The organism is Microvirga sp. P4_G7 (assembly GCF_056401005.1).
On the sequence record NZ_JBFUKD010000490.1, the window covers coordinates 1 to 2948 of the forward strand.

2 protein-coding genes are annotated in these 2948 nt (G+C 53.2%); both read right to left on the minus strand.

Annotation, left to right across the window (positions count from 1 at the left end):
- Window positions 1-456: glycosyltransferase family protein (locus tag AC1DT3_RS16820; RefSeq protein ID WP_477466385.1), on the minus strand; the 456-nt coding region annotated here is incomplete at its 3' end.
- Complete coding sequence (locus tag AC1DT3_RS16825) at window positions 431-2881, minus strand: ATP-binding cassette domain-containing protein (RefSeq protein ID WP_477466386.1); 2451 nt, start codon at window positions 2879-2881, stop codon at window positions 431-433. The genes AC1DT3_RS16820 and AC1DT3_RS16825, both read right to left, overlap by 26 nt.
- Between the last annotated feature and the right edge of the window lie 67 nt (window positions 2882-2948).

Below are 2948 nucleotides of genomic sequence, written 5' to 3' on the forward strand. Positions count from 1 at the left end.
CTCGTTAATCGGGGGAGAATCTTCGAAGCCTTCGTCTTCGACGAGATGTGGAGTCAGAACGATTGAATGCTCATTCAACAGTTCCTCAACAGGAGACAAATCGTACGTAAGGATTGTGTCGGGGTCGAGGTAGACTACTTTGTCTGCTTGTTGCTCGAGGAGCATGTCGAGCATCAGGCCTTTGACAGCGGTACAAAGCTCGACAATCTCATGCTTGTAGATCCAACTCGTCGTATTTGGTATGTCAAAGTCGTCGACATAAACCACGTGATCGAAGGCAGCGTCAGTTGGCGAAAATTGGAAGTCGGCAGGCGCGCGGTCGACGATACATATCCAGAGGACCCAATCCGGGTGAAACTGGCGAATGGATTGAGCAAGAACTTTCGCTCGATCGAGATAGCCGAATGAGACGCTTGTGAAGCAATGAACACTAGGCATATTGATCGACAGCAGCATGAGCAAGATAAGCTTCCAGGGGATTGGAAAGCTTCAATTCCTTCGATGAGAAAGAACGGTCACGGCCACATAACTGACCGCTTTCGAATAGCTCGAAAAGTTCGCTCTCATTGTCGAGTATAAGACTCTGATCACTGTTCGCCTCCGCCAGACTCGTCGCGTAGCCGGCCGATTTCGGAACGATCAGYAATGCACCGCCGGCGAGAGCCTCATGCGCGACGAACGAAAAAGTCTCGGGCCAAAGTGCCCAAAATACGACGACATCGATATCATGCGCGATGATCGCCTCTTCCATAGCCTTCCTGTTTGCTCCAGTGACTGCAACCTGAACCGTTTCAATATGGGCATGGGCATCGGCGTCGTGCATACCAAGTTTGAAGAAGCGGTAACGCGGATCCTTGGAGTGCTTCCGCGCGAGTGCATCGAATACGTGCGACCCTTTTTGAAACGCTTGAGTTCCGACGAACGCAACGTTCATCGTGGTCTTGCTTTTTCGTTCTAGACGTTCCTGGACGATCAATTCGCCATGCGGGTGGCATGCGGAGTTGTGAAAGGCTCCGACAAATTTGCGGCGCCATAGTGCGAGAGTCTCTTCGGAAGGCGCAAGGACAGACGGACGGTAGATATTGAAGAACGCGTTGATTCGTTCGAYGTGCGCAGACCGCCCCCTACCATGGCAGCAGACCTGACAACCAATTGAGGCCATATCCGGAGCACCGCAGTGCTCTAGATCGTTGCGCATAAGTGTGTAGTTGGGGCAGAGCAGAAAGTAGTCATGCACCCAAGCGATTACGTGTTCCGGACGAAGTGCCTCCATAACACTGCCGACCAATTCAGGGCTGAAGCCCATCAAGTGGTGAATGATGGCATACCGCTTATAGGTCGAGGGGAGAGTCGCGAGAGCTTGCGCGAGATCGGCAATGGAGATCGCCCCCAGGCCCTGGCCATTCAAGCGAAGCGCCACATAGAATGTATGCGCGTCGACGTTGTCAGAGAGGGCCAGCATGGGCTGCCATGGTGACAAGTGGAGGTATGAGTATCCCGCGTCCGTTGCCAGACGCTCCTCATCTCTCACGCAAATCTGAACTCCGCCCAGGTGCTTTGCATAATCGTCATGGCTGACTRTCAAGAGCATGCCATCGGTCGCGGCAATCTCCTTCTGAAAGATATCGTTCAATTTTTCGAGTGCGAGTGAGCCGGATATTCCATTGCTCGGAAAGGTCAATGTTCTTCTACTCGACGAAACCACATTTTCTAGACGGCTTTGCCGCGTTGTGTGGATCTCATGCATCGCGTGTTCGAGTTCTGTGCGCACCGGTTCTTTCGGCAATCGCCCTTCAATCGATCCAAATTGCACATAGTGAATCAATGGACAGATATCGGCCGCAGCAACATCTGCATTTGATGCCAAGTAATATTGTGTGTTGAACTCTGGGCTCGGGTTCCTACCCTCACGCCAACCGTGCGTGACATAATGCTCGTACGGATCAATGCCAGCTGTCGCGATGTCAGGATATGCAGTCAGATAATAGTCCGGGTCAAAGCCGACTCTGATGGAGCGTGACACGAGATGCCTTTCTGGCGCGCCCGTGCTTCGGTCGACGCTCTCGACATGGTCATTCGTGTCATCTTCGATCAGGCATGGGACGACATGCATTTCCGGTCCGCGTGCGTTCCGACCGGTGTTCTCCGTATGATGGTTCAACGCATCTTCGATGGGGCCGTCATACGTAATGCGTCCTTGCTGAAGAACGATACCGCGTGTGCAGAACCTCACCATTATCGCTGGATCGTGAGATGAAAGCACGACGATCGGCGCCCGCTCAATAAAACTGTTTAGCCGCTCCTCGGCCTTCGCCATGAACGCTGCATCTCCAGATCCGATCGCTTCATCGATCAGAAGGACGTCCGCGTTCACTGCGGTCGAGACCGCAAATGCCAATCGGGCTTTCATTCCCGTGGAATAGGTACGGATAGGTAGATCCAGGAAGTCTCCGAGTCCGGTAAACGCCGCTATGTCATCGGCTTGCTGAGCCAGTTCCGTCCGACTAAGTCCAAGATACAAGCCGCGCAAAAAGATGTTCTCGTAACCCGTCGAGTCCTCGTCCATTCCAAATCCGGTGTCGAAAAGCGCAGCAACGCGACCTTGGACGCTTATTGAGCCGGAAACGGGGTGGTAAATTCCCGCCATGACCCTCAGCAACGTGCTTTTCCCGCTGCCATTGTGTCCAATAACGCCGATGCGTTCTCCAGATTTGGCTTTGAAGCTGACGTTGTCCAAGGCATGTACGAGCGTGTGTCGAGCAGCCCGCCCCGCAATTCGACCACCTGTCGTCTGGGACAGCACCTTATTTTTGAGGGAACGTGCGGAGGTCGTAAAAACAGGATAGACGACACTGACGTCTACGGCGTCGATTGATGCCACCACTTGCTCCATCAAAGATCTCTAGACCCAGTAAGCCACTTGGTTCCGAGCCCGAGCATAGTATGTG